This window comes from Metallosphaera sp. D4-4 (assembly GCF_046245145.1).
Classification (GTDB): Archaea; Thermoproteota; Thermoprotei_A; order Sulfolobales; family Sulfolobaceae; genus Metallosphaera; species Metallosphaera sedula.
Genome location: NZ_CP176412.1, coordinates 1,453,174 through 1,477,756, shown reverse-complemented (window position 1 = coordinate 1,477,756; position 24,583 = coordinate 1,453,174). Strand labels below are relative to the sequence as shown.

The following is a 24,583-nucleotide window of genomic DNA, read 5'->3' as shown; positions in this document are numbered from 1 at the left end:
TTTAATCCCTTTTCTTAACATGCTTTTCATTGTAAAGCCCAGGCCCAGATATCTAGAAATAGAGGGTTACGGAAGAGAAGGAATTGTAATATTTCCCACGTACCTACCTGGTTCCTACGTGGTGAGGGAGCTAGAAAGAAACATAGTTGAGATCGATGGGGTTAGGATCTCAAAGAATCGTTTTTACGTCAAGGAAAACTTTAGATACCTAGTTTACGCGTCCAGTAAGGACCAGAGAGAGGCCATCTCCTCCACCGATTATCTTTTTATAAATCCCCCTGCCGTGTTTCCCTTTCAGGATTGGAACGAGAGGTACTGTGTCAAGTTGGACTTGAGATGGCCCGTTAGCACGACGCTGAGGAGAGAAGGGGACTATTTATGCGCGGACGACTACGAAACTTTTGCGGACTCACCAATCCAAGCAAGTCCAAACCTGAAAACTCTCGTTATAGACGACCACCATGAGGTATCCACAGTTGATGATCTTGATCTGACGGGAGTAGCCATGGCAATCAAGGAAATAGACAAGGAGATGGGTACACCAGATAGGTACACCTTCTTCTTCAGGAGGTCAGACAGAAACTACGGAGGGATTGAGCACTACAACTCCTCGGCGATCGTGGTAAACTGGGAGAGATCTGACCTAGTCATGCTGATGGCCCACGAGTATTTTCACAGCTGGAACGTGAAAAGGTATAGGCCAAAGGATCTCGAACTAGACTTGGAAAGGGAGACCTACTCGGATCTACTTTGGTTTGCTGAGGGGGTGACGGATTACGTGGCTTGGCTAGTTTCTACGAGAAGCGGCGCAGCGAAGAGCGAGGACTCTGGAAAATACATGGCTAACGCTATCTCCAAGTTCACCTTTCCTGGGGCAAGGAGGATGTCGTTGGCTGAGTCCTCTAGAACCACATGGATAAAGTATTACAGGCAGGACGAGAACTTCCTGAATTCCTCAGTTTCCTATTATGATGGAGGACTATTACTGGGGCTGATACTTGACATGAGGCTTAGGAGAAGCGGTGAGAACATATTTAGCATATTTAAGAACATACCTTTCAGGTATACGTTTAGCGATATCGACAATTACCTGAAATCAAGGGGCATATATGACCTAGAGGAGATGGTGTACTCCCCATCGTCTGTCCTCCTAGAGAAACTTAAGGAGGTAGCCGAGCTTCAGTTTCTGGATAGGGGAAATCCTTACCTCGGAATCATGATGGACGGTAACAAAGTGACCTATGTGGAGGACGGTTCCCCTGCTGACATGGCGGGCTTAATGCCCCAAGATACAATTCTTGCAACAGACAACGTGGTAAGGCCCGTTGAAGCGAAGGCACAGGTGGAGCTCCTGGTTAATAGGGAGGGAAGGGTGAAGAGGGTGTTGGTCACGGCTGGAAGTAACCCAGGACACAGGGTGAAGTTCACGATCAGGGGGAACATTGCGAAGGAGTTATCGGGGATGGATTCCTTGGATGGAACTTCATCCATGAGCTTGATCTAGGCTGTCTGGCCTGAACCTCACGCAGTCCCGAGAAGTATTAGTCAAGGTAAAGTTAAGCGGTCTCCCTACGTGACAATCATGAGGATAAGGAGTTCCTATGACGTCCTCTGGAGTTACTTATAAGCGGAACGAACTATATACCAAGTGATGGTCAAAATATTTCTCGGTCCAGCAGGGATTCCCCTATCTACCAGGGGAAAGGGAAGCATTGAGGGGGTTAAAAGAGTTAAGGAACTAGGACTGAACGCCATGGAGGTGGAATTCGTTCAGGGGGTCAAGATGTCCGTGGATACGGCTAAGGAACTTGGTAGTGTTGCAGAAGAGTTGGGAGTGAGGTTATCTGTTCATGCCCCCTACTTTATTAACCTCTGTTCCTCCGATCAGGAGAAAGTAAGGGCTTCACAGAAAAGGATCTTGGACACGGCCGAGAGGGCAAGTGCAATGGGCGCAGACGCCATAGCCATACACGTGGGATTCTACGGTGATTATATGCCTGAGCAGTGCTATTCCCTTGTGAAGGATTCCCTTCTAGTGGTGAGAGATAAGATGAAGGAGAATTCCATAGACTCCGTCAAGTTGGGGGTGGAGACCATGGCCAAGGAAACGGCCTTTGGTACCCTGGATGAGGTTATTTCAATTTCAAAGGAAGTCCCAGGAGTAATTCCCTACATTGACTGGGCCCATACGTTCGCCAGGCAGGGAGGTAACATAGACTACGACGAGATTCTAGACAGGCTGACCAGGGAGCTTGGGCTGACTCACATAAACTCCCACTTCGAGTCACTTCAGGTCAGAAAGGGAAAGTATGTCGACGTTCATGAACCAATCAGTAAGAACGCTCCACCCTTCGAGCCATTGGCTAAGGCCCTCCTTAAAAGGGACATCTCCATCACCCTTATATGTGAGAGTCCGAAACTTGAGGAAGATGCCTTGATAATGAAGGGAGTCCTAGAATCCCTGGGGTATAAGCTGGGTTGAGAGCTTGTGGATTGTTGCCTCAGATTTCGATAGAACTCTTTCCCACGAAGACGATTCCTTCGTAATGAGGAAGGAGGTTGCAAGCAAAATAAACCACTTTAGTACCATCCACAGGTTTTTCGTGGTCACAGGACGGGAGGAGAGGTACATGAAGATTTTAGCCCCTGATCTTAAGCCTACTGGCTGGGTCCTGGAGAATGGAGCTCTCCTTCTCCTGGAAAACAGGAGAATAGTGAACGCCCCAGAAGATTGGTTCGAGACTAGGAAAATTATAGGAGAAAAGCTCACAAAATTTGGTATATCCTATTCCTTTGGAGACGTGATCATTTACGTGAATTCTTGGAACGGAAAACTGGATCTTGGACCTGAGGTGAGAATTGAAAGGAACAGAGAAGACGCCATGATTCTTCCAGGAAATGTGGATAAGGGAACTGGACTAAGGAGGGCGATTCAGGAGATGCACCTTGAGGGTAAAATTGTAGCTGTGGGCGATGCGGAGAACGACGAATCCCTTTTCAAGGTAGCTGACGTAAAGGTGGCAGTGGCTAACGCCATCCCGTCCATAAAGCGAATGGCCGATCTGGTAATGGAAAAGGAGGATGGGGAAGGAGTTATCGAGCTCCTTGACATGATACTATCCGGTAGATTTCCTAAAAACATAGATGTCAACTAGAAACCTATGTACCCTTTCCCTGTGCCATGGGTAGTAGGGAGTCATGGGGTATGAAAGCGGAACCACATCCACGGAGAAACCGTGAGCTCGAGCCTCCCTCAAGATCAGGTCCCTGGACTCGGGATTGCTCTTGTGAATGGAGTAGACTGCTTCCGCTATCTTCAGGGCGGTTCTCAGGAACTTCAAGTCCATCCCCCTCTTTGCTTGGCCAAAGGGCGGATTCTGTACGACCGTATGAAATCTTCCGTGAAACTCAGAACAATCAGCCTCTACGAAATCAGCCTCCAGTTCCAGTTCCCTTAGTGCGTCTTTACCAATCTCAAGCGATTCCCTGTCTACATCGACGCATGTACACTCACCGCCTAAAGCCGCGACTCCAGCACAGAGCCGACCGGTTCCACAACCCAGGTCAGCGACCTTCTTTCCCTCTATGGCACCTTGTAGAAAGGCGGTCCACACTAATGTAGAGGCTATGGGAGAAGGGGTAAGATACTGCTCTAACTCCCACTTAGGACTAGGATGGGGCGGTATCTGCTCCATTAAAATTTCAATTTTTCTTTTATTAACTCTAAAGCCTGATATAGATCGCTCACCTTGTTCTCCTTTACCTCCGGGTAAAATCCAAACCTGTCCACGAGGATAGCGTTCAGGTAAGCTCTCCTTGCACCCACGTAGTCGATCTCATACACGTCGCCTATGTGTATCCCTTCCTCCCCAGCCTCCTTAATGGCGTGATAGAATATCTTGGGATTGGGTTTCATCACACCCACATCACAGGATGCTATAACTCCGTCTAGGTACCTGTAAAGATCTAGGGTTTTCAGTATGGTATGAACTTTCCTCGTGGTATTGGTAACGAGGATCACCTTAAATCCCATGGCCTTAACCTCCCTCAAGAAGGGTAAGGCATCCTCGTAGAGCTCAAAGTGTTCTGAAAGATAGTTTTTCGACGACAGCCTCTTCACTACCTGAGGATCTGCTGGTTTTCCCATCTCATATAGTATATCATAAAAATCGAGTTGCGAGAGTCCATCATGATCCGGATGCGGAAAGTTTGCCTTCCCCATGTGCTTCATGAGAGCCCTGTAAACCTCCCTTTCGTTAACCTCTAATCCCTCCTCTGCCATTGCCTTAGCAATACTCTCATGCATCCTAGGAACAAACTTGACTAGGGTATCTCCCATATCCACAAAAATCGTTGTCATATCAGACCTCATCCCTTCCCCTTATTAAAAACTTGGGCTGTGAAATCCTCTCGGACTTACACCTAGGACATTTGCTCGGCCTTTTAGGTTTCTCAAGTGATATCTCAGCACCGCATGATTCGCACCTAGGAGGGTAAAGTATTACCACATAATCCTTCCTCTTTGAGGAGAGGGCAATGTGATATATGTGGTCGTAAACCTCCTGCTCCCTCCTTATCCCTGTAGCTTGCATAATATCCCTAGCTGTTAGGGGCTCCGCAGATGACCTAAGTAACAACAGTATTCTCTCCCTCGTTGTAAGATATTCCTCCGGCAAATGGCTCCCTTAATTCATTTCTCGGGGACAATTTTATACCAAATGATCTGAGGAGCCAATCGTCGAGGGAGAAATCGAAGTGCTTTCCATCCTTCTCTACGACCTGACCTGGGAAATATTTGGTCATCTCCTCCACCACCTCACACTCGCTAACCCTGTTACCCACGTTTATGACCCCTGTGGCACCCTTCTTAAGGAGGAGGGAAACAACTCTGCCTATGCCCCTTGTGGATATAATGGAAAGGTAAAAATTCCTATTACAGACTGCCCTTCCCCTCAACACGAGGCTCCTAAGGTGATTGTAGAGTAACCCCCTGTAGGAGAGAGAGAAGGGAAAACCCAGTCTAAGGACTAGGTAATTACCAATGGACGCAATGCCAATCTCACCTGCTAACTTTGTCACTCCGTAATAGTTCAAGGGATCTGGGGTAGAGGTTTCCCCATAAAATCCCCTTCTGCCGTTGAATATCATGGACGAGGAAAGGTAGACGTTGAGAGCCCCTACCTTGTGGCCAGCCTTGCCTATGTTTATGGCTAGCCAAGTGTTTACGTTCCAAGCTCTAGCCCTATCCCAATTGGCCTCCTGATATGGAACTTCATAGGTATGTATCACTATGTCAGGCCTCTCCTGAAGGACTCGATAGGGTGAGTCAGTTACCAATACCTCCCCTGGAAGGTCCTTCGCTATCTCCCTAGCTATTTCCCCTTCGTCGGTCACTATAATTTTCATTCACTTGAATTAACGTTGAGCGTTAATAAGATCGGAGTAAAACGCGTCTATCTTCTTTACTAGATTCTCTGACGTGACACCGTTAGCCATGGCTAGGGCCATTGCTCCCCCTGCACCCACTCCTTCCTTGACAAATCCCCTTTCGTAAACCCTCAGTCCCTCGTGTTGACTCTGGGAAAGATCTAGGTTTGCGTGGGATAGCTTAACTCCCAGGGTTTTGACCAATTCCATGAGCCTAGCTGTAGTGTCGTTGACTATCCACTTGGTGGTGATTATTCCAACACTATTCAGTTTCTCGGGTGAAAGTTCCTTTATCACGGCTGACACTGCAGCCATCTGTGTTCCCCCAGCAAGTATAGTCAGTCCCCTGAATCCCATGGCTAGTCCAGCTACAGCTAGAATTACAGGATCCGCTAGCCAGTAAATTCTCTCCGTCATGTCCTTAGGAGCACTCCTCACTGCTTCCTCTACCACTTTTCGTTTTAGCTCCTTTGGATTGTTTGGGGATGAGGAGCTCACAATCTCAACCCCATTAAAACCTAGCCCAGTCAGCACAGCTGCAGCCGTAGTTGTTCCAGCAGGGATGGATTCACCTACTACGAGGACCTCCTCTGACAGATTTTCGCCAAGGACTGTGGCATTGGTGATTATATTCTCTGCTACCTCCCTCCTCACTCCACCCTTTCTTATATCCCTCCCTGGTTCACCATGGAGATCCACAAAGGAGATCTTGGGAGCGACTCTGGCCCCCGCGTTAACAATAATCTTGCTCACATTTATCAGTGAAAGGGAAGCCCTAGACAAGAGGGCTGGAGTGGGTATCCCGTCAGGAGTTACAGGTACCCCCTTGATTACCTTGCATGAGCCTGTTATGAGATACTCAGCGTCAGCTGCCGGAGTAAACATAGTAAGCTCTGGCGTTGCTCCAGCCACGGTTATCCCTGGTATAAGGCTCACGTCCGTTGTCCCTATAACCAACACGAAGGTGCTTTTCTTTCCTTTTAATGCATCAGAAAGATTACCTATATGGTCCACTATCACGTGCTAAAATTTTTGAAATCCCTAATATCATTTGTGGTGTGAGTTTCAGGGAGCATTATTCAGTTTTGGAGAGAGCCTCTAAGACTACACTGGAGGACTTCATGAGAGACGAGAGACTGAGAAACGATACGAGGAGAGCCATAGGGGAGCTTCTCAACGAACTGTATCTCTTGGGATCGAGGGTCGTTGACGGTAGTGATGAAGAAGACCTGATATGGAACCTGGCCAAGTCGGGTTTCATTCAGGCACCCCTCGCGCAGGAATTGGTAGACGTCATTACCCTGTACAGATCCGGATCTGATGAATTGATTTATGCCTCCCTAGTTAGAATAATGGAGGACATAGAGGAAGCCTATCATACTTTGAAGGCTAGGCTTGAAGGTTCTTGATCTCGCTCACGGCCCTATCCACTTCCTCCTCTTCGTTATAGAAGTGGGTCGATATTCTTACTCCAGACCCTCTAGGCGATACCACTATTCTCTTTGCGAGTAGTTCCTCTGCCACCTTCTTGGGATCCTTGGTTTTCACAATAACTATTCCAGCTCGTTTTTCCCTTGGGGTAACTACCTCAAGTCCCTTATCCTCTGCCAGGTCAATAACCCGAGCTGAAAGATCTAGTACCCTCCTCTCCACCTCATCTCGTATGGGGGTTAGCCTTTCCGCCACCTTAGTCATGGCTAGGTTGGCTGAAACGTCCATAGTCCCTATCTCGAACCTTCTGGGTCCCTCCTCCAAGGAAAAAGACTCTGCGTTGAACTCCATGAAGGTGGAACTGGTTTTCCATCCGTAAAAGGGAGGATCAGGAATTAATCCCTTTCTCACGTACATGAAACCTGAACCCTGGGGAGACATCATCCACTTATATCCTCCAGCCACAAGGAAATCAACTCCCATTTCCTTTACGTCGATTTTCATTGCTCCCGCTGACTGTATCGCATCAACTAGGAGAAGAGACCCGTTCTTCTTGGCCTTGTCGGCTATCCTCTTAACGTCCAATCTAACCCCCGTGTTAAAGCTCACGTGGCTCAGCACTATGAGTCGCACACTATCCGTGATCTGTTCCAGTATGGCATCTTCCAGTCTCTCGGGAGAGGATTTTACCATCCTTATCTCGACTCCTCGTTTAGCCAACTTATACAGGGGATATACCGTAGCAGGGAACTCCAAGTTGTCCGTAAGAACTTGGTCTCCCTTGGTGAGGGATAGCCCGTGGACTATCATGTTTATTCCGTAGCTCGTGTTGGGAATGAAGGAGACCTCCTCGGGGTAAGAATTGACGAAATTTGAGATAGTCTTTCTCATGGAATGAAAGTCATCTTTCTCCACGTTATTCACGTGCAGGCTACCCCTACTGGAAACTCCATAGAGGTAACCAAAGCTTTCCATGAGGGCGAAAATGGGAGTTGGAGAGATGGCAGCGTGATTAAGATATATGTAATCCCTAGTTACAGGTATCTGCTCCCTAAACTCTTTCATACTCTTTCATATCAAGCCAGGTCATAAAACGTTATGCACGATCTCTAACGTGGGGGAAAAGTCAACTTATTCTCTTTATAATCCAGTTTGTTGTCCTATTTTTGAGAAAGAATCCTATAAAACGAGGTAATACTAGAAAATCTTATGAAGAAGGAGATGTTATTATACCGTGTCAGCGAAAAACCAGCTTCTTGAGCTACTGACGAGGTACGGTGGCAATCCCAGGTGTCTAGCTAGCATCACCGGAGAGTCTTCTAGAGTCATCGCAAAGGAAATCTTGGAGATGCAGAGGAATCATCACTTAACCATCTTTCCAGCAGTGTTTTCTGAGGGACTTGGGCTGGGTAAGTACCTGATTCTAGCGCGCGATTGCCCCATAAAATACGAGACTGCGTCTAAGCTATTTCACCCTATAATGAACCTGTTCAGGGGAGACATGGAGAGTAACCTCTTCTCTATTACGCTCTTCGCAGAGGGCGAGACAGTTGACAACGTGTTGGAAGCCCTCAGGTCAATTTCCTGCTCCCTGGTGATTACGTCTACCATAAAGCAGACTAGGAAGTTCGTGAGGGATCCTAGATGTTACGATTTCAAGTTTCACAGATGGACTTGTGACGACAAACTGGAGATCAGACCGGGTGAAGTCCTAGAGAATCCTCATGAACAGGATATCATGGGTGTGGTTCAGCTACAGGTGAACCCGTTTACTGATATTAGATTAATTAATCATAGGAAACACGTTTTCAAGATAGTCACAGGTTTCATGTATTCGCTTGGAAAGTCCGATTTCGTTGTGCAGGTCATCTCCAAGGAAGATATTACAGAGGAATTCCCTGAAGTAATGTGGACGGCAATTGGAGAGGACATTTTCATCTCCGAGTTGCATGTTGACAGGAAAAGGTTAGAGGTAGTCATGGAGAAGGTAAGGGATAAAGCGATGGAGACCATTATTGCACCTAAGTCACCCTTGTATGCTCTGGGCTACTCCTTACCCTATGAGATTTTCAGAGAGGGAAGATGGGTGTACCCAAGGATTGAAGTGAGTAGGGCAAAAACTGGCTAGCCCTCGTCATTTCCCCCTTTGTTCAGTTCTTATTACGCTCTTTCTCACCTTACCACCACAGACAGGGCATTCCTGCTTAGGCTCCTTGAAGGTCCTACCACAGCCCTCACAGACATAACTGAACGTCTTGATTTCCTGTGCAGTTCTTCCAAGTCTCACTGCACTGAACTTGATACCTAGTTTCATTAACACGTTTTGGACAGCGAAATCGTCAGTAAAAACCACCGCTGGAGATAAATCTATGGCTAGAGCTATCACAGACTTATCAGTCTTAGTTAAACTGTGATCGTTTATTTCCCTCAACACCTTTTCGACTGTCTTCATGGCCGAAGGTGAAGGCTCCATGGCGATAATTTTGTTGGTTATCATTGACAGGGACAGGTTCCCCATAGAGTGAAGATCTCTTACTTCCTCAATTACTAGAGGTGTCGTAAAAACCTTATCAAAGGAGTTCTGTAGACCGCTCAGGAAGCCTGCTGTATCAAATATCACTTTCTCCAAGGCGAGATACCTCTCAGGGGGTCTATCTTGAAAAACCTATACACGATCGCGTTCCTGGAAGGAGTGATCTCAACCACATCTCCAGGCTTAACATGTCCTATCACGTTTCCATCTGCCACGATTCTTGCCTTCTGATCGTAACCTTTGCTTTCCATTACTAGTTTAATCCTAGTTCTGGGAACTATTAAAGATTTTACTGCCGAGAGTATTGGGCTAACTAGCGAAATTTCAAGGGCATTTGGAACACCAAGGTAAACTCCTGTGATGGACATGCTCCATCCAGTGGAGCCTTGAGGCGTGGAAACTAGAATTCCATCTCCCTCGGATGTGAAACTGGTCTCTTGGAAGTGGGCTGTTACGATGATGCTCTCAGGCTCGTCGTACAGTATTCCTGCCTCGTTGAACACTTCCTTGGCAATGTTCCCGTAACTCACTCTCAGGAGAGGGTACTCATGGACGTAATAGTCTCCCTCCTTAAGTCTCTTCAATACGTTCTCCATATCCTGCGGATCAACGTCCATAAGAAAACTTCTTCTTCCAGCCTTTACTGTAATAATCGGCTTCCCAAAGTCTATGGCTCTCAGAAGCGTTCCATCCCCTCCGATAGCAATTACAATATCTGGGTTTGTTTCGTCGATTATGTATCCCAGGGACTCAGCTATGCTCTTAGCCTTACTAACCAGTGGATAGACCTGCGGAGACTCCTTACTTATGATTTTAAGTTTCATTCCTGTAATGGTCACCAGCAACGCATAATAACTCTTTTTTGCCTACTGCGTATGTGAAAGGGACAACTATACTATTTTCAAGGACAGTGTATGCCATAAGCTGGTTCTACCTGGCCCCTGAAATACCTAGAATACTGGAGGAGTTTCACGAGTCAAGCTCTATCTCTGGGGTGATACCCCTTTCCTTCTTTCTGGGATCTGGTATCATGCAGATTCCCTCAGCCTACTTGGGAACCAAGATTGGTCAAAGGAATTCCCTAGTCCTAGGTCTCCTGATCATGTCTGCGTCGGCCTTCTCTGTGGCACTCTCAAATTCCTTCACCTTAATTCTCCTTTCTTATTTTCTGGGGGGCGTAGGGGCATCCATGTTCTTCTCATCAGGTGGGGCAATACTCTCTGACCTAAATAGGGAGAGATTAGGTTTCTCCCTAGGCCTATATAACGCCCTTTTTTGTGTAGGGGGATTCCTGGGACTAAACTGGGCACTAATTTATAATGTTGTGGGGTTTACCCTAGGCGCAGTCCTTGTGGGAGGCCTAACCTTTGTGTCAGCTCTATTGAATCTAAGGTTACCCAATCCCAGACCCTCTTGGAGAGCCATAAGGAATAGGAAAGTTATCATCCTTGGAGTGGCCACAGCGGGCATGTGGGGGGTTTATTATGCTGTTGGAGAGCTACTACCCTCCTTCATGGTATTTTATGAGCATCAGAGAGTCCTCACCAGTTCAGCTGTAACCAGTCTCCTGTTAGTATTTTCAGCTTTAGGCGGGGTCATGGGCTGGCTTGGTGACAGGATGAGCAAGATGAGACTAATGATAGCGAGTGCGGTCATAACTTCCCTTTCTCCGCTTCTCATCTATACACCCCTCTATCTATTGGCCCTGGTCATCCTTGGAATATTCAATGAGCTCGCCTTCTCCCTCCTATACTCCGTGACGGCGTTAGAGGGAGGGATAAGGAATTCCAGTATAACTTTGGCTGTAGTCAATTCCCTCAATATCAGCCTTGGAACATGGCTCGAATTTCTTTCAGGCTATCTTGGTTTCTATGCCTGGGTAGTTATCTCCATAATAGGTGTTGTTCCTCTATTACTTCTGATGGGCCTTAGGACTCGCACCTGACCAAAAGGGAGACCTGAAAGACTTTGCTTTCGTTCTTTACCTCCACTATTCCCCTTGTATTGAGTAGTCTCACCTTGAATATTCTCTGCGGAGGACCGCCGTTAACTCTCATGGTAACCCAGCTTGAAACTCCGTTGACTACAAGAACGCACTTTCCGTCAACTTTGAAGGTTATAGACTGGGAGGGCATAAGGTGTATGGAATTCTCGGTGTAACTGGTTCCCGGAAAGCTCAATGCCTCCAACATGATTTTTCTGTAATATCTTAACCACAGGCTACTCAGGGTAATCAATGGAAGTACTAGCAACAGGAGGAATTCGGCTAACATCATCAACAAAAGTGTATCATTTACTAATATCATTAACCTAGACGCGAAGTTGTACAAAACTACACGCTCCTAGAAAAATTGATAGATAACACATCTTTAAATGGGCCTGATAGCTTTCATTACTATTCATGATTAATGTCGGAAAGTTTAAATAGTATAAATGTCTGAGTCTCATGGTTATCATGGCTGAATACGACGTTATAGTAATAGGAGGAGGGCCTGTAGGCCTTTTCGGGACCTTCTACAGCGGTCTCAGGGATATGAAAGTTTTACTTATAGATTCACAGGACGAGCTAGGAGGACAATTGGTCACCCTATATCCAGAGAAGATGGTTTATGACGTAGGCGGTTTTGCCGGGATACAGGCATACGATCTGGCCCAGAGACTCATTGAACAGGCAAAAATGTTCGGTCCTGATATAAGAACACGTGAATGGGCAGATACCCTAGAAAAGACGCAGGACGGCATGTGGGTTGTTAAAACGGATAAGGGAGGAGAGTATAAGACTAAGACAGTGATGATTGCAGCAGGAATAGGGAAAATTACGCCTAGCAGGTTAGGTGCTAAGGGAGAAGTAGAGTACGAGAACAAGGGAGTTTACTACACTGTCAGGAGGAAGAGTGAGTTCCAAGGTAAGAGGGTTCTCATTGTGGGAGGTGGCGACTCTGCGGTAGATTGGGCGCTAACTCTCGCACCCATAGCCAAGGAGGTCACGTTAATCCACAGAAGGGATCAGTTCAGGGCCCATGAGCGTAGCGTAAAGGAAATGTTTGAGGTAGCCAAGGTCTATACCTGGCACGAGCTCAAAGAAGTCAAGGGAGATGGTAATAAGGTCACTCAGGCGATAATATTTGACAATAGGACCAAGGAGGAGAAAACTCTCAACGTCGACGCAGTAATCATCAGTATAGGACATAAGGGAGATCTGGGGAACATGTTGAAGTGGGGCCTTAACATGAAGGGGAGGGACATAGTAGTTAATGGTAAAATGGAGACCAATTTGCCCGGAGTTTACGCGGTTGGAGATATAGCCTCAGTTGAGGGCATGCCAAAGTTGGCCCTAATAGCAGTTGGGTTCGGACAGGCAGCAATTGCGTCCAGCGTAGCGAAGAAGTACGTGGATCCTAATGCCTCAGTGTTCGCAGGCCACAGCTCCGAAATGGATAAGTTCAAGAAGTGATTTTCCCTCTAGATGAAATGCGTTAAAGTACCCAGGAGGCTCATGGGGAAAGTTAGGGTCAAGAGGGCCCCTGGGTACGAGATACTATACGAAGGTGATTTTGCGCTCATTCCTGTGTCAGAAGTAAGCGAAGGACTGGAAGTAGTTGAGTGCAATCCTCCTCTTAGGAGGGAAACCCCTAGACTTAACGAGATTGTCCCTGGAATTTCCTCCTTTTACATTGTGGGCGATATAATGGTAATTTCCCCCAAGAGGGAACTAACCCAAAAGGAGATAGAGAGGATAATGGGCACCTACAACAGGGTGAAAGCAATTTACCTGAGAAGGAAGGTCACGGGAGAACTAAGAGTGAACGAACTGGTTCACCTTGCAGGAGAGAAAAGGACGACCACCACCTTCAATGAGGGAGGATTGAAATACTTCGTGGATCTGGCAAAGGTTTATGTAAATCCTTCCTTGGCTACGGAGAGGCTTAAGATTGTGGACAGCATCCCCCAAGGTAGTAGGGTGTTGGACGCCTTCACTGGATATGGAGCTCTCGCGCTTCAGCTGGCGAGAAAACTAGGCTATGTCGTTGCAGGTGACCTTAACCTAGATGGACTCATGATGGCGTCAAAGTCCGCAAAGTTGAACTCCAGTAAGCTAGTTCTAGATCTAGTTCACTTTGACGCCCACAACCTTCCTTTCAGGGATAAGGCCTTTGACCTTGCCATAGGTGATAATCCAACAATGATCGATGAGTTTGTGGACGAGCTTTGCAGGGTGTCAAGATCCGTGATCCTGTACAAGCTGGGAAGAATTCAGGAAGGATGGGAAAAGGTTAACGACTATTCTAAGGATCTCGTCATCATGAAGCGGGTCCTGAGATGCGACGAGTAGCACCTTAATCTCACCCTGTCTCAGCCTGGGTATCAAGTCCCTTCGAAGGTCCCTCGCTGACTTGTTGGCCTTAATCAGAATCGTACCGTCGGAGATAAAGTCGGACTTCCTAACTATCATCTTTATATCCGAGCTGAAGGGTAAATCCCTAGACCCTCTCCCCATAACCATGTCCATGAAGCCATCCTTCATGATAACAAGGTAGCCATATCCCTCGTTTCTAAGGATATCCTTTACCTCGTTGGATAGATGAAGAGCTCCCTTATCTGAGTTAATACAGATTATACAATCCCCTCTCTTGGTAAGAAAGTTCTCCCTGGTTATCTCTAGGGTTGTCCTATGCTTGGCTAGAACATTTTCATGTCCGAAACAGGTAATCACGTCAGTAGCTATCATGTCTCCTCAGTATGAAGGTTCTTCCCCTTACCTCTACTAGCTCGCTCTCAGTTTCTCTTGCCACAATTTCGGGGATCTCCCTCCTATCGAGCGATTTATCCAGCAACTTCACCTTTACGGTACCATGATCTTTAAGGTGTCTCCTTATTTCCTCCTTGACTCCCTCCGTGAGTCCCCTTTTTCCTATCCTTATTTCTGCCCCTTCGGCGATTACGTCCTTCAAGTTTCTCCTTGTTTCTGATGTCATATCTCCTTATCCAACCACACACTAGGCACGTTCTAATTAAAATCTTTGATCTTACTCTTCTTCTTTCCGTGACTCCAGGGATCAGCGGGGTTAAGCACTTCCTGCAGTATTTTCTCTTGTATTTCAGAGGTAATTTTACCCTGGCCTTCGATGTGTACTGAACTGCGAGTTTCACATATTCCCTGGACAGGTCTAGATTTCCCTCCAATGCTTCACTAACCGCCATATCAATAAGTTTCATTGCCCTCTCTAGAACCGCTCCCCTTTTCAATGGATTACACTATTTCGCAAACTATTTTTTATCTTTCCGTTATCCGTTGACATGGATATTATTCTCTTGGAGTCCTCACTCGAACTTGTACCGCCTGAGATTAGGGATCATCCCAGCGTTGTTAAGAACGCTGAGAGACAGGGAAAGGATCCATCTCACGTTCTCCTTGATGTTTCGCTTCACTATCACGCCATGCGGAATTTGCCCTACAAGGAGAAGAGAGGAAGGCCAGACATAGTTCATACAGCACTACTAGTTACGCTGACCGACCCTGACTTTAGGGGTAACCTTTACATTCATACCCTCGATTCCAGGGTGATCAGGGTATCCAGGGAGATGAGACCTCCAAAGAACTACTCTCGCTTCGTTGGATTGATGGAACAGCTCCTAGTTCATGGCAAAGTTCCATTGAAGGGGGAACCGCTCATGGAAATTACCTCCCTTTCCCTTAGTGACCTCGTCCGTGATAGAGGTTTGATTCTCCTGGACGAACGAGGGACAAGGGTCACGAGAACCGCACTCTGTGATCGTAACGAGTTCATAGGGATAGGAGCCTTTCCCCATGGAGACTTTAGCATAGAAACCAAGACGTTATCCAAGGGAAGTTTCTCCATTAGCCTGAACGTGTTGGAAACTCAGAACGTTCTCTGCAGGTTGATTTCAGCCTGCATTCACGATTGAGATATCCTTGCCTTCGCATAAATTATTCCGCCGGGCGAAGGAGTTAGCTCAAGGATAGTGAAACCGTAACTTTCCACTATTTTCTTGAAAACCATTGATGCGCAGAAGGTGGATTCAAGGCTGAAACCTGTTCCTGCTAACCTAAGTTCAAAGTCGTCATTCTCGAGCTTTCTTATTTTCAAGTCCTTTATGGGCAGTGCCGATTTAACACTCTCGTAGACGCTCATCAACTCCTCTAGGGTTGACGCCCTCGACTTCAGATACGATGCAACCTGTAATCCTGCCCCCTCACAGATGGACTGGAATCCTTTCTGATCCTTCTCATACGCCAGCCTAGCCAAGTTTTCAATATACCATGAGGTAACGGGGACGATATCTAGGTCTTTAAAGACCTTATATAGCTCAACTATGTCCTGCAGTTTCGTCGAGTCCTCTCCCATCTTTATCATTTCCAGCATTGCCTTTAGTGCAAGGTTGGTTAGGGAGTAAATGGTATACCCTCTACTCTTTGCCTCCTTCTCTATCTCCTTAATCAGCTCACTATCCGCCGCTATATTTACTCTGCCCAACTATGTTCACAAATATGTACATAATGATACTTTATAAAATCTTTGTAATGTATTTTACTAATGCTATCTAGTTTAGACCTCTCTAGTGAGGTGTGAAGGCTATTATATCGAATATAATAAATAATATCAGAGCTATAATGAATCCTCCCAAATACCAGTTACCATCCTTGAAGAGTGCCTTTATCAAATCTAAAATCCCATTTATTTCATTCTTACTTTTTTCAGTCATATGACATACTTTGATGGACTCATTAAAAACTTTTCCTCATTATTTCTATAATAACACTATTAACCCTGTGAAACCTTAGCGGATTCTCAGGCTCTACAATCACGTGATGCTCACAACTCTCTATACTCGATCCACATGGTTGTCGGTAATATCATTAGCGAGGAGGAGTAGTACGCTCTTGAGGGCGAATTTGTGAGGTATTTCAACACTTTTTTATATCATTGTCGCACTATTACTCACGATCAGGGATGAGTCTTTGACAAGTACCTTATAAGTAGACAGGAACTCAAGGTTCTGCTAAGGGAACTCAAGAAGTGGAGTGCACCTGCGACGGTTTTGCTCTCCCTATACATCCCGCCAGGTAGACCTGTAGCTGATGTAGTTAACATGCTGAGGCAAGAGGCATCAATCTCACAAAACATCAAGTTAAAGAGGACAAGGGATGCCGTGGAATCTGCGATAACAACCGCAATAGATAGACTCGTGAGTATTAACAAGATCCCCGAAAATGGTTTAGTGCTTTTCTGCGGAGAGAACTTCGATACAGGAGAGTTCAAGTGCTACATGTTCTCTCCCCCTGAGAAGGTCACAGTCTACTTCTACCGAACAGACAAGCAGTTCCACACGGAGTTCCTCGAGGATATGGTAGAAGTATCGGAGGTATACGGCCTACTGATCGTGGAGAGGGATCAGGGAACCATAGGAGTCTTAAGGGGTTCAAGGATTGAGGTTCTAGAGGAGATGGAAGGCTACGTTCCAGGAAAGCATATGATGGGTGGACAAAGCCAAAGAAGAATTGACAGGATTATTGAGGAGCTCTATCATGACTTCTTGAAGAGCTTTGGCGAAAAGGTAAACAACTATCTCCTGCCCTACCTCGAAAGCGGTAAATTAAAGGGAATTCTCCTGGGAGGTCCAGGATACGCGAAGAAGGACTTCTACGACTCTGACTACATTGACTACAGATTGAAGAAACTGATCTTGCTCCCCTTAGTTGATATTGGGTACCAAGGAGAGGCAGGGCTTAGGGAAATGGTAATGAAGTCTAAGGACGTTCTTAAGAACCAGAAATACATAGAGGTGGAGGACCTAATAGAGGAATTGAAGTATCATCTAGCCAAGGATGACGGGCTAGTGGTTTATGGGAAGGAGGAAATAAACAAGGCCTTGCAGATGGGTGCCATAGACAAGTTAATTATATTTGATGACGGGACCGAGGAGAACGAGAAAATGGTTCAGGAAGCCGAGAAGTATGGAACTAAGGTTTACCTAGTAGGAGATGAGATACCTGAGGCTGAGTGGGTAAGGAAAACCTTCAGTGGCATGGTGGGGAAGCTTAGGTTTAGGATCTGAATTGCTGATGGGTCAATTATCTCTTCGTAACTCGAGGGAAAAACTCAACAAGTGTGAAAGTTAATTTTGCTTAATCTATCATTTTTCTTCTCTTCATCTCGGATAGTATCCTTTGTAATGGTATGGGTGGTGTAATGCCGTAATTCTCCTTGAACCCGGACTCTATAACTTTACCGTCCACTGAACGCTTCTCATCTATTAGTTTCTTAACCAGGTTGATCTCATCCTCCCAGTAATTCCACGGATACATAAACCATGCCCAATCTGTAACAAGCTGAGCGTAGAAATCAGGTTTGAACTTGGACGAGGTCTCGATGTGTTGAAGTGTAGCAGTTTTCATTTCTCTCGGCGAGAAGTTCTCGCTAACGTATTTACTTGTTAGGATAAGACTATCGCCTGTGTCCGTTATGTCGTCCACTATAAGTACCTTCTTGTCACTCAGATCAACCTTGTAGGGATACTTAATTCTGGCCTCAGGTGTGTGGGAAGCAGTTACAACCCAGTGCTCCACCTTAAGCGATAATACATCGACCACGCCCAATGAATCTGCTAGCAGTCGAGCAGGGACTAGACCTCCCCTGGCCACGGCAATGATGACATCAGGAGAAAATTCGCCCTTAATCTTTTCACTAAGTATTTCGGAAAGCTTAACTATTTCCTCCCAAGTTACCACTTTTACTGGGATTTTAGGCAAGGTTTCAGGAACCCCCTACCCTTTTTGCTCAACTCCTTAATCAAGTTTACTACGCGGAACGGTAAGGTCTTCCATACCGTGAATCCTAGGTGTTGTATAACTTCACTCTACTCAACACAAATGCAACATCCTATAAAAGAGGTTTAAAATACTCAAAAGATGTAGTAGTTAGAAGCACGTTTACGTGATGCCTTAAATCGTGAAGCACTTCCATTATCTCCTTCAAATATTCCTCGGGAATCGAAAACTCCATGAGGAACGTTGTTCCCTGTTCTAGGCCTAACCATGCGGTGTAACGAATAAAGGGTAGAGTCTGCAAGTTTTCCTTTATCTCCTTGTAGGGCGTTTTAACTAAGAGTACAAAGTCCCTCCTTCCATAGTCCACTATGAAGCCCTGTATTGTTCCTAGATTTAACGACGCCATCATCATCTCATTCAAGGTTTTATAGCTTCTAAATCGGGAGAAGGGAAGAGGTTCTGCCTCTCCCTCATACTGAAACTCGTAGACTAGGGGCTCCCATGTAGCATCAATGGTCATGTCCCATTGATCCTTCTCGTGGTTGTAAGCATAGGGGTTTCCGGAAAAGTTCTCGATCTTGGTGACTGGTACTCCCTCTCCACCGAGGGAAAGGTAGGATTTCCCCTTCAGGCTTAGTCTAATGTGTCTGTCTATCTCTTGGTCAAAGGAAATTCTCAAGAATCTGTTAGCTAGAACTGGAGTGAAATACAACTCCTTCACTGACTCTAGGTAGCTCAGGATAACCTCTTTTCTCTCCTTTAGTAGACTTTCAAGTAAGTCAAGATTGGGGCCAAATCTCCTCATTGCTTTCACTAGTTCTGGAAACTTAAGCATCTCTGAATTTTACTCTGAAAGAGATTAAAACCTTATCATTGACTTAAACCTAGGCAGGGACATTTTGGTTTACAGATCAGTGGATGACCTAATACGCCTTCGTGACTCGTTAAATACGAAAACGTTATTATTTGATTTCCAAGGATTAATCAGTAAGTGCGGGGGTGCCCGAGCTAGGCCAAAGGGGGTGGACTGAGGCTCCACTGGAGTAGTCCTGCGCGGGTTCAAATCCCGCCCCCCGCATTCCTTAAAATCGATTTATGGCTAACCTGAATGGCTCACGTATAAATTGGGAGTAGGTGACAAGGAGTACGAAGCCTTTCTTGACATCACGTTTCATAACTGTCCGAAGGTTTTCTAAATGAGACTTACCATTGGAAAACAAAGGATGTTGAAAAGGTGTAAATTCTCAAGATCTCCAGGTTAGATAAAACGTATGAAAATCATTTACTTTGTTGAGTACTCCCTTGTCCAGACTGGGGTTGAGAAGGGGTTTGTTTTGGATATAGATATATCTTATTTCCGAAAACTACGTTATTGGGAATGATCGCTATTGTATTGTCGTTCTTTGTTATATAAGTGAAAAGAGTTGTGATCTCCTCCACAACTCCTTCGTCTCCTGTTACGCTAATATGATCCTTTATTTTGAATGGTCTCGACAAAAGGAGGAACAATCCTGCCACCGCTTGTCCCAATACCTGTTGGGATGCAAAGCCCACAACTATTCCAATGAATCCGCCCAGAGCTACACCGCTGGCTCCACCAGCGACCGCCCCAGCTATTGCCGCCACAAGTGCTCCAATTCCCACAAGTCTGAAAACGCTTCGCATAGATGCCGAGGTGGAATGGTCGTACTTTAGTCTCAAATTCCAGTAAACAACTGATATAAATCCCTGGATAATTAAGTATCCAAAAGCTAGCGATAACAAAATGTTAACGTAGGGCTGATAGCTAGAAATAGACTGGTTTGAGACGGTAATGTAGGGCAACTGAAGTTTTATGGACTCCAGGAATGGAAAAAGAAAGTTGTTTACTATAGCCTCAACAATCACAAAAAGAACGATATAGAGAACCAGTTTCCCTGTGCTCTCGGCGATCTTCTTTCTTATTTCATTCGCGGATGTAATGTTTTCCTCTTTCATTTTACACCTCCCCCCAAATCTGTTACTTAATCTGAAAGAAAACAACAGAAGAACCTTATAAATCTACATATGATCGTGATGGTAAGAATCTATGGGCTGAACGACCTTGGCAACGTGATGAATCATCCTTGAATAAATTACCAATTACCAATAATCATTCCTCTTGTTCTTCGTAGCTCATCAGTTGGAAACCCCGAGAATTTATAATTACTGAAAATGAAGTTTACTCGAAATGAGAAATCCTGTCCTTGGAGGTCTTCTCCTTGCTTTAGGGGTAATGCAGTTTTGGATTTTGATGTTAATCGCGGAGGAGTTATACCCTGGATATAACCTAAATAGCAACTACATTAGTGATCTAGGTGTTGGGAAAACAGCATTAATCTTCAATTCTTCAATTATTTTGCTAGGAATAATGGTTATAGCTAGCGGAATTCTCATGTCAAGGAGATCGTTCACCCCCCTCCTAGTGGTAGGAGGGCTGGGAATGATGGGAGTAGGTTTATTTCCCGAAACTACAGGAACACCGCATCTAGTATCTGCATTAATAGCCTTCTTGTTCTCAGGTCTAGCTTCTTTCCCAGCCTTCCGTCTTACCAAAACCCCTGTGAGATATTCCTACCCTGTGTTAGGTCTTATTTCCCTGGCCAGCCTATTCCTCTTTATCTCGCATAACTATCTAGGTTTGGGACCAGGTGGAATGGAGAGAATGATTGTACTCCCTGATATAATATGGTCTATTTCATTTGGTTCTTCGGTGGTGAAGAATGAGGCTTAGGCAACCCCCGAGGATAAAGGTCCTTGAGGCATTGGGAGCCATAGCCGATCAGAGAGTTAGGAAGGTTGATGATCACTATGAGGTGATTTCATCTGAAGGGGACAGAAAATATACTGTCTCTGTCGAGGGGAACAACGTTTCAAGTGACGACAACGGGACAAGGTTCAGGAACTACGTGGGTTACCCCATCATAGCAGTACTAATGTTAGAGGGAAGGCTCCCCTATGACGAGGAACTAGCAAAGGCGTTAGCGGGTATACCTTGGAGGAAGCTCAACGAGGAGATGAAGGATTACTCTAAGGTAGAAGAGATAGTGTTGAAGAGGGCAGAGGAGAAAGGAGTAAAAAGGGAGAGAGTAGAAGAATTCGTGAACAGGGTGATGGAGAACGTTAGAAGACTTAGACTCAACAAAGTTACCTGAACCCCTACAGAGGATAGATGAAGATGTCATTAGAGAGATTGAATTCTCAATATAACGCCTTCATTACCCTGCACGAGATCAGGGGCAAGGACGGACCACTCTCCGGCTTAATCTTTGGAGTGAAGGACGTGATTGAGACCTCAGGAGTTAGGACCACAGCCGGTTCAAGGATACTCTTGGAGAACGTTCCCAGGAGGAACGCCCTCATCGTAGATAGAATCTTGAGCACGGGTGGGACTATCCTAGGAAAGACCAATACCCATGAGTTTGCTGTTGGGGCTACCAACACCTCATCCGTGGCCGGTCCCGCGAGGAATCCCAGGGACAGGGATAGGATAAGTGGGGGTTCAAGTGGAGGTTCCGCGGTAGCTGTGGCACTTAAGATGGTGGATGTGGGAGTAGGGACTGACACGGGCGGTTCAGTTAGGATTCCTGCCTCTCTCTGTGGAGTTATAGGTTTCAAGCCATCGTATGGTCTTTTCCCCATGAGTGGTGTTATTCCCTTCAGTTGGTCCCTGGACACCCTAGGCTTCCTGACAAGGGACTATGAGACCCTATGGAGGGTTCTAATGGCCCTGACCCCAGCAGAAGGAAAGAAGGCTTACGTTCGCTCTCCTAGAACCAAACTTAGGGTGGGAGTTTTCCTCTTCGACGACTCCACCAAAGATCTCCTGGAGAAAGTGATGGAATATTTCCCCCAGGCTAAGCTCATCAACCTTCCAAACATGATAAGGTACGGAAGGTGGGCGAGGAGGGTAATAGCTACCAGTGAAGGGGCGTCATATCACCTGACTTGGCTCAGGAGCAAGGAGGAGATGTACTTTCCCGATGTAAGGGACATCCTAAAATCTGGTCTGAGCATTAATGCAGTGGACTACGTGAACGCATTAAGGCTAAGGAAACTTATCCTAGAGGAATATATAAGCGTCTTTAAGGATGTAGACGTCATAGTCTCCCCGACAACTAGGATTCCTGCTCCCAAGATCTCAGAGGTTCAGGGAAGGGAAAAGGAGTTTAGGGAGGACTTAGTGGCCAATACGGAGCTATTTAACTTGGTCGGCGCTCCTTCCATCAGTATTCCCTTTTTTGAGAGAGATGGGTTACCCCTAGGTCTCATGATAAGTGGCGAGCCCTACAAGGACGGCGTTGTTTTAGAGGTAGCGAGGCAGATTTTAGCCAATTGACTTCCTGATGACTGCCATTTCCCTCGCGTATTGCTTGACCTCGTTATACTTCTTCTCCTTGAGCGACAGCATAAGTAGTTGTGATAGTAGAGCGTGCTTCTTGGACTCGTAACTTCTGGGTCCTATCTTTACCCCCATGCTCTCCAGATATTTGATGTCCTCCTCTAGCTTCTTTGAGATTTCCGCGTCTAGATACCCGTACGACACAAGGGTTGAGAGCCCTTCAGGATTAATGAACTCTGAGGCCTTCTGCAGGTCATTCTTTAGGAACTTGTAGTTCTCCTCCAGTATATTCCATTGTGTCTCGTTTAGTTTGCTAAGTGAGGAAATGCCAATGACCTCTGGGGGTAAACCGACGCTATATAGGGAGCCCACAAAGGTGATCGCCCTTGGTAAGATCACCTTTCCTGTACTCCTTGCGTATCCAAACAGACTGATGTGGAGTTTCCTTGCCCTCCTCCTGGGCAGATGAAGGGCCACCGTATTGATCAGGTTGGCTAAGCTCTCTATCACGGGTTGATAGGACAACGTGTAGGTTTCTATGATGTCCCTGATAACCTTCTTTTCCTCCTCACCTAGGATCCTTGGTTCCTTGACCTCCTCCCTGTTTATGTGGGAAATTGCCCCCTTCACCTGTTCCTCACTGTAGTCGTACTTGAAGGCAGACTGAATGGTAAACGTGTAAACCCCCTCGTACTCTTCCATTACTCTCTGATAGTTCTCGGGGCTTAGGTGGCCTCTAAAGGGTAAAGAACCTACTCCTATGATGGGAAAGATTGGAATTCCCAACTCCTCTGCGAGCTTCCCAGCCTCGCTTAAGGCGTACTTTGCCAGAAGTACCGCTGTCAGCATGCCGTAATTCATGGCTGGATCGGATCTGGCAATGAACAGCCTCATGTATGACGGCTTAATTGCACGATAGTACCCCTCAATAATGTTCCTTGTGTTAAGGAGTGAGTCCTTATCCTCTATAAGAGGTATAACCTCTATCCTCTTGGGATAGATCTCCCCCACTAGATCTCTCACGTAAACTCCGTCCTGAAGTTCGATGTTTTCCTCCATAGCTACTGCGCGTTCGTAATACCTAGCCACAGATATGATATCGCTCGCGTTTGTGGTAAAGGGAAGAATAACCTCAAACACCGGGACTACTTTCTTGCCGTAAAATCTCTCGGCAACGTCAAAGGTAATGGGTATGCTCTCCATGGTCTCTGCGAAAACCTTCCTCTCTGCCCCCTCTATTTTGGGGTTCGGCAACCTATACGTGAGGAAAATGTCCTCACCCAGGACGTTGCTTTTGAAGTACTCGTCAAATGAGGAAAACAACTTCCTAACCACGTGGGTGTCTACATCCTTGCCCTCAGCGTCCCACATGACCTCGTGAACGTTAAGCCTGGAGAACGCGTAATATGCCTCTATTACTTCTGCCTCTCCCTCAATAACGTCGCCTTTAGCCCATTCTGGGACGGTTGCGTTATCTGGATGCTGGGTAGACATGGTTCTAGGTATGGGTCGCATTTCTTGAGAAATACTTACCAACGCTTTTAAGGTTTTACAGTTAAGACAGATTTCATGGTGGATGTAGGTCAGCCCGCACCCGATTTTGAGGCTGAGGGTTCAACGGGAAAGGTTAGTCTATCCAGTCTGAGAGGAAAGAAGGTAGTACTCTACTTCTATCCCAAGTCATTTACGCCTGGATGTACAAGGGAGATACAAAGGTTCGTGGAACTCTATGACGAGTTTGTGAAGGCTGGAGCGGAGGTCATAGGAGTCAGTGTCGACTCCGTGAGCACCCAGAAAAGGTTTAGCGAGAAGTATGGTGCAAAGTTTCCGGTCGTTTCCGATCACGAGAAAAAGATTTCATCGTCCTACGGTGTCCTCAACGAAAAGGGCACGAGCGCACAGAGGGTCACCTTTGTGATAGACGCCCAAGGCGTGATTAGGGCGGTTCTTAGGAATTTGAAAAAAGCGGAGGATCACGCTGATAGGGCACTTGAAGAAGTAAAGAAAATATGAGTTCTTGACAAATTAGAACGCGGAGCCC

General features: G+C 46.1%; 32 protein-coding genes and 1 tRNA gene. 15 read left to right on the top strand and 18 right to left on the bottom strand.

Annotation, left to right across the window (positions count from 1 at the left end; all coding sequences use genetic code 11):
- The first annotated feature begins 19 nt into the window (after nt 1-19).
- From ACI49J_RS07985 to ACI49J_RS07975, 3 genes are all read left to right on the top strand, one after another.
- Complete coding sequence (locus tag ACI49J_RS07985) at nt 20-1,504, top strand: M61 family peptidase (RefSeq protein WP_240255043.1); 1,485 nt, start codon at nt 20-22, stop codon at nt 1,502-1,504.
- A gap of 147 nt (nt 1,505-1,651) precedes the next feature.
- Nucleotides 1,652-2,482, top strand: coding sequence for a TIM barrel protein (locus ACI49J_RS07980; protein WP_240255045.1), 831 nt, complete (start codon nt 1,652-1,654; stop codon nt 2,480-2,482).
- 64 nt (nt 2,483-2,546) lie between these two features.
- A complete protein-coding gene (locus ACI49J_RS07975) occupies nt 2,547-3,155 on the top strand; it encodes an HAD hydrolase family protein (protein ID WP_240255100.1) in 609 nt (202 codons plus the stop codon).
- Here ACI49J_RS07975 and ACI49J_RS07970 read toward each other — a convergent pair.
- From ACI49J_RS07970 to cobT, 5 genes are read right to left on the bottom strand one after another with little or no spacing between them, the layout of a single operon-like run.
- Nucleotides 3,117-3,695, bottom strand: coding sequence for an METTL5 family protein (locus ACI49J_RS07970; RefSeq protein ID WP_240255047.1), 579 nt, complete (start codon nt 3,693-3,695; stop codon nt 3,117-3,119). The two genes, ACI49J_RS07975 and ACI49J_RS07970, sit on opposite strands and share 39 nt — an antisense overlap.
- Nucleotides 3,695-4,360 carry an HAD family hydrolase gene (locus tag ACI49J_RS07965; protein ID WP_240255049.1) on the bottom strand — a complete coding sequence of 222 codons (666 nt, stop codon included), beginning with the start codon at nt 4,358-4,360 and terminating at the stop codon, nt 3,695-3,697. Before ACI49J_RS07965 ends, ACI49J_RS07970 begins: the two co-directional genes overlap by 1 nt.
- Nucleotide 4,361: 1 nt before the next feature.
- Nucleotides 4,362-4,676 carry a transcriptional regulator gene (locus ACI49J_RS07960; RefSeq protein ID WP_240255051.1) on the bottom strand — a complete coding sequence of 105 codons (315 nt, stop codon included), beginning with the start codon at nt 4,674-4,676 and terminating at the stop codon, nt 4,362-4,364.
- Entirely contained in the window at nt 4,627-5,406 is a 780-nt protein-coding gene (locus ACI49J_RS07955; RefSeq protein ID WP_240255053.1) for a sugar nucleotide-binding protein, read from the bottom strand. The genes ACI49J_RS07960 and ACI49J_RS07955 overlap by 50 nt, the downstream gene beginning before the upstream one ends.
- 9 nt (nt 5,407-5,415) lie before the next feature.
- Nucleotides 5,416-6,447: a nicotinate mononucleotide-dependent phosphoribosyltransferase CobT gene (gene cobT, locus ACI49J_RS07950; RefSeq protein WP_404809760.1), complete on the bottom strand. Its 1,032-nt coding sequence runs from the start codon at nt 6,445-6,447 to the stop codon at nt 5,416-5,418.
- A 38-nt stretch (nt 6,448-6,485) separates the two neighbouring features.
- Here cobT and ACI49J_RS07945 point away from each other — a divergent pair, with 38 nt between their 5' ends.
- The gene (locus tag ACI49J_RS07945) at nt 6,486-6,836 is read left to right on the top strand and encodes a hypothetical protein (protein WP_240255055.1); all 351 of its coding nucleotides are present in this window, start codon (nt 6,486-6,488) and stop codon (nt 6,834-6,836) included.
- On the opposite strand, the gene ACI49J_RS07940 is transcribed toward ACI49J_RS07945, so the two are convergent.
- Nucleotides 6,817-7,923, bottom strand: coding sequence for an aminotransferase class V-fold PLP-dependent enzyme (locus ACI49J_RS07940; protein WP_240255057.1), 1,107 nt, complete (start codon nt 7,921-7,923; stop codon nt 6,817-6,819). The two genes, ACI49J_RS07945 and ACI49J_RS07940, sit on opposite strands and share 20 nt — an antisense overlap.
- A 169-nt stretch (nt 7,924-8,092) precedes the next feature.
- Between ACI49J_RS07940 and ACI49J_RS07935 the strand changes: the two genes are divergently transcribed.
- Complete coding sequence (locus ACI49J_RS07935; protein ID WP_318552009.1) at nt 8,093-8,986, top strand: hypothetical protein; 894 nt, start codon at nt 8,093-8,095, stop codon at nt 8,984-8,986.
- A 6-nt stretch (nt 8,987-8,992) separates the two neighbouring features.
- Here ACI49J_RS07935 and ACI49J_RS07930 read toward each other — a convergent pair whose 3' ends face one another.
- Nucleotides 8,993-9,478 carry an NOB1 family endonuclease gene (locus tag ACI49J_RS07930; RefSeq protein WP_240255104.1) on the bottom strand — a complete coding sequence of 162 codons (486 nt, stop codon included), beginning with the start codon at nt 9,476-9,478 and terminating at the stop codon, nt 8,993-8,995.
- Nucleotides 9,475-10,215 carry an NAD(+)/NADH kinase gene (locus ACI49J_RS07925; protein ID WP_240255061.1) on the bottom strand — a complete coding sequence of 247 codons (741 nt, stop codon included), beginning with the start codon at nt 10,213-10,215 and terminating at the stop codon, nt 9,475-9,477. Before ACI49J_RS07925 ends, ACI49J_RS07930 begins: the two co-directional genes overlap by 4 nt.
- A 53-nt stretch (nt 10,216-10,268) precedes the next feature.
- On the opposite strand from ACI49J_RS07925, the gene ACI49J_RS07920 reads away from it, so the two are divergent.
- The gene (locus ACI49J_RS07920; protein WP_240255063.1) at nt 10,269-11,336 is read left to right on the top strand and encodes an MFS transporter; all 1,068 of its coding nucleotides are present in this window, start codon (nt 10,269-10,271) and stop codon (nt 11,334-11,336) included.
- Here the strand turns inward: ACI49J_RS07920 and ACI49J_RS07915 are convergent.
- Nucleotides 11,320-11,667 carry a hypothetical protein gene (locus tag ACI49J_RS07915; protein ID WP_225938873.1) on the bottom strand — a complete coding sequence of 116 codons (348 nt, stop codon included), beginning with the start codon at nt 11,665-11,667 and terminating at the stop codon, nt 11,320-11,322. The genes ACI49J_RS07920 and ACI49J_RS07915 overlap by 17 nt on opposite strands.
- A gap of 179 nt (nt 11,668-11,846) precedes the next feature.
- Between ACI49J_RS07915 and ACI49J_RS07910 the strand changes: the two genes are divergently transcribed.
- Nucleotides 11,847-12,845, top strand: coding sequence for an NAD(P)/FAD-dependent oxidoreductase (locus tag ACI49J_RS07910; protein WP_240255065.1), 999 nt, complete (start codon nt 11,847-11,849; stop codon nt 12,843-12,845).
- A gap of 12 nt (nt 12,846-12,857) precedes the next feature.
- Nucleotides 12,858-13,724 carry a class I SAM-dependent methyltransferase family protein gene (locus tag ACI49J_RS07905; protein WP_240255067.1) on the top strand — a complete coding sequence of 289 codons (867 nt, stop codon included), beginning with the start codon at nt 12,858-12,860 and terminating at the stop codon, nt 13,722-13,724.
- On the opposite strand, the gene ACI49J_RS07900 is transcribed toward ACI49J_RS07905, so the two are convergent.
- From ACI49J_RS07900 to ACI49J_RS07890, 3 genes are read right to left on the bottom strand one after another with little or no spacing between them, the layout of a single operon-like run.
- Entirely contained in the window at nt 13,611-14,120 is a 510-nt protein-coding gene (locus ACI49J_RS07900) for a DUF371 domain-containing protein (protein WP_012020707.1), read from the bottom strand. The two genes, ACI49J_RS07905 and ACI49J_RS07900, sit on opposite strands and share 114 nt — an antisense overlap.
- Nucleotides 14,107-14,367: a YhbY family RNA-binding protein gene (locus ACI49J_RS07895; RefSeq protein WP_240255069.1), complete on the bottom strand. Its 261-nt coding sequence runs from the start codon at nt 14,365-14,367 to the stop codon at nt 14,107-14,109. The genes ACI49J_RS07900 and ACI49J_RS07895 overlap by 14 nt, the downstream gene beginning before the upstream one ends.
- Nucleotides 14,252-14,608, bottom strand: a complete 357-nt coding sequence (locus ACI49J_RS07890) for a ribonuclease P protein component 4 (RefSeq protein ID WP_240255106.1) — start codon at nt 14,606-14,608, stop codon at nt 14,252-14,254. Before ACI49J_RS07890 ends, ACI49J_RS07895 begins: the two co-directional genes overlap by 116 nt.
- Nucleotides 14,609-14,689: 81 nt before the next feature.
- On the opposite strand from ACI49J_RS07890, the gene ACI49J_RS07885 reads away from it, so the two are divergent.
- Nucleotides 14,690-15,319: a 16S rRNA methyltransferase gene (locus ACI49J_RS07885; protein WP_240255071.1), complete on the top strand. Its 630-nt coding sequence runs from the start codon at nt 14,690-14,692 to the stop codon at nt 15,317-15,319.
- On the opposite strand, the gene ACI49J_RS07880 is transcribed toward ACI49J_RS07885, so the two are convergent.
- Together ACI49J_RS07880 and ACI49J_RS07875 are read right to left on the bottom strand one after the other, a co-directional pair.
- Complete coding sequence (locus ACI49J_RS07880; RefSeq protein ID WP_240255073.1) at nt 15,310-15,888, bottom strand: hypothetical protein; 579 nt, start codon at nt 15,886-15,888, stop codon at nt 15,310-15,312. The two genes, ACI49J_RS07885 and ACI49J_RS07880, sit on opposite strands and share 10 nt — an antisense overlap.
- An 82-nt stretch (nt 15,889-15,970) precedes the next feature.
- On the bottom strand, nt 15,971-16,117 hold the full coding sequence (locus ACI49J_RS07875) for a hypothetical protein (RefSeq protein WP_187146788.1): 147 nt from the start codon (nt 16,115-16,117) through the stop codon (nt 15,971-15,973).
- Between the two features lie 336 nt (nt 16,118-16,453).
- Here ACI49J_RS07875 and prf1 point away from each other — a divergent pair, with 336 nt between their 5' ends.
- Entirely contained in the window at nt 16,454-17,470 is a 1,017-nt protein-coding gene (gene prf1, locus ACI49J_RS07870) for a peptide chain release factor aRF-1 (protein ID WP_240255074.1), read from the top strand.
- Between the two features lie 70 nt (nt 17,471-17,540).
- Here the strand turns inward: prf1 and ACI49J_RS07865 are convergent, their stop codons facing one another.
- On the bottom strand, nt 17,541-18,164 hold the full coding sequence (locus ACI49J_RS07865; RefSeq protein ID WP_240255076.1) for a phosphoribosyltransferase: 624 nt from the start codon (nt 18,162-18,164) through the stop codon (nt 17,541-17,543).
- 130 nt (nt 18,165-18,294) lie between these two features.
- A complete protein-coding gene (locus ACI49J_RS07860) occupies nt 18,295-19,017 on the bottom strand; it encodes a hypothetical protein (RefSeq protein WP_240255078.1) in 723 nt (240 codons plus the stop codon).
- A 158-nt stretch (nt 19,018-19,175) separates the two neighbouring features.
- Between ACI49J_RS07860 and ACI49J_RS07855 the strand changes: the two genes are divergently transcribed.
- Nucleotides 19,176-19,260, top strand: a tRNA-Leu gene (locus tag ACI49J_RS07855).
- A 200-nt stretch (nt 19,261-19,460) separates the two neighbouring features.
- Here the strand turns inward: ACI49J_RS07855 and ACI49J_RS07850 are convergent.
- Complete coding sequence (locus tag ACI49J_RS07850) at nt 19,461-20,159, bottom strand: mechanosensitive ion channel domain-containing protein (RefSeq protein ID WP_240255080.1); 699 nt, start codon at nt 20,157-20,159, stop codon at nt 19,461-19,463.
- 232 nt (nt 20,160-20,391) lie between these two features.
- Between ACI49J_RS07850 and ACI49J_RS07845 the strand changes: the two genes are divergently transcribed.
- Genes ACI49J_RS07845 through ACI49J_RS07835 form a run of 3 tightly spaced genes read left to right on the top strand, consistent with a single transcriptional unit; the run spans nt 20,392 to nt 22,539 of the window.
- Nucleotides 20,392-20,934, top strand: a complete 543-nt coding sequence (locus ACI49J_RS07845; RefSeq protein WP_240255082.1) for a DUF998 domain-containing protein — start codon at nt 20,392-20,394, stop codon at nt 20,932-20,934.
- Entirely contained in the window at nt 20,924-21,355 is a 432-nt protein-coding gene (locus ACI49J_RS07840; protein WP_240255084.1) for a hypothetical protein, read from the top strand. Before ACI49J_RS07845 ends, ACI49J_RS07840 begins: the two co-directional genes overlap by 11 nt.
- A gap of 23 nt (nt 21,356-21,378) precedes the next feature.
- Nucleotides 21,379-22,539, top strand: coding sequence for an amidase (locus ACI49J_RS07835; protein ID WP_240255108.1), 1,161 nt, complete (start codon nt 21,379-21,381; stop codon nt 22,537-22,539).
- Here the strand turns inward: ACI49J_RS07835 and ppcA are convergent.
- Nucleotides 22,528-24,057, bottom strand: a complete 1,530-nt coding sequence (gene ppcA / locus ACI49J_RS07830) for a phosphoenolpyruvate carboxylase (protein ID WP_240255086.1) — start codon at nt 24,055-24,057, stop codon at nt 22,528-22,530. The two genes, ACI49J_RS07835 and ppcA, sit on opposite strands and share 12 nt — an antisense overlap.
- 57 nt (nt 24,058-24,114) lie before the next feature.
- Between ppcA and ACI49J_RS07825 the strand changes: the two genes are divergently transcribed.
- Nucleotides 24,115-24,555, top strand: a complete 441-nt coding sequence (locus ACI49J_RS07825) for a peroxiredoxin (protein ID WP_240255110.1) — start codon at nt 24,115-24,117, stop codon at nt 24,553-24,555.
- The last annotated feature ends 28 nt before the right edge of the window (nt 24,556-24,583 follow it).